Raw genomic sequence first — 606 nt, 5'->3', positions numbered from 1 at the left:
CTGGCCGAAGTTGGAGCGGGCGCAGGCGCTGGCCGACCGGGCGCTGGTGAAGGGCCGGGAGGCGCGGGCTGATCTGTCGTCGGCCAAGTCGCGTCTGTCGTCGGCTGATTCGTGGGTGACGCGGGCGGCGAAGGAGTCGGACAGGTACAAGGACGATCCGACGGGCAGTAAGGCTGCGGAGCCGCCGGACGAGGCGAAGGTCCGGGCGGCGACCCGGGATGCCCAGCATGCCAAGTCGGCGCGGGACAGTGCTCAGTCGGACGTCACGAGTGCGCAGTCGGCGTTGGACGCGGCGAAGAAGATGGCCGAGGACGCGCGCAGGATGCGTGAGGACGCGGCGGGGGAAGCGAAGCGGAGGATCGACGAGGCCTCGGACGCCGGTATTCAGAACCGGAGTTGGTGGGAGGAGGTCGGGGACTGGTTCGTCGACAACTGGGACTCCATCGTCGCCGTGTGCAAGATTGTCGTCGCGGTCGTCGGGGTTGTGGCGATGATCATCGGGGGGCCGATCCTCGGTGCGATCGTGCTGATCGCGGCCCTCGTCGTACTCGCGGACACGCTCTACAAATACTCCAAGGGGCGGGCGTCTCTGTGGGACGTGGGGCT

Annotated in this window: 1 pseudogene; it reads left to right on the top strand. The window is 68.3% G+C overall.

Annotated features, from left to right (window positions below):
• A pseudogene (locus IEY89_RS40230) lies at nucleotides 1-606 on the top strand (hypothetical protein); the annotation flags it as partial.

The sequence above is a fragment of the Streptomyces lacrimifluminis genome, from assembly GCF_014646095.1.
GTDB lineage: Bacteria > Actinomycetota > Actinomycetes > Streptomycetales > Streptomycetaceae > Streptomyces > Streptomyces lacrimifluminis.
Note: the sequence above shows the minus strand (reverse complement) of the source record. Positions and strands in the feature narration are given on the sequence as shown.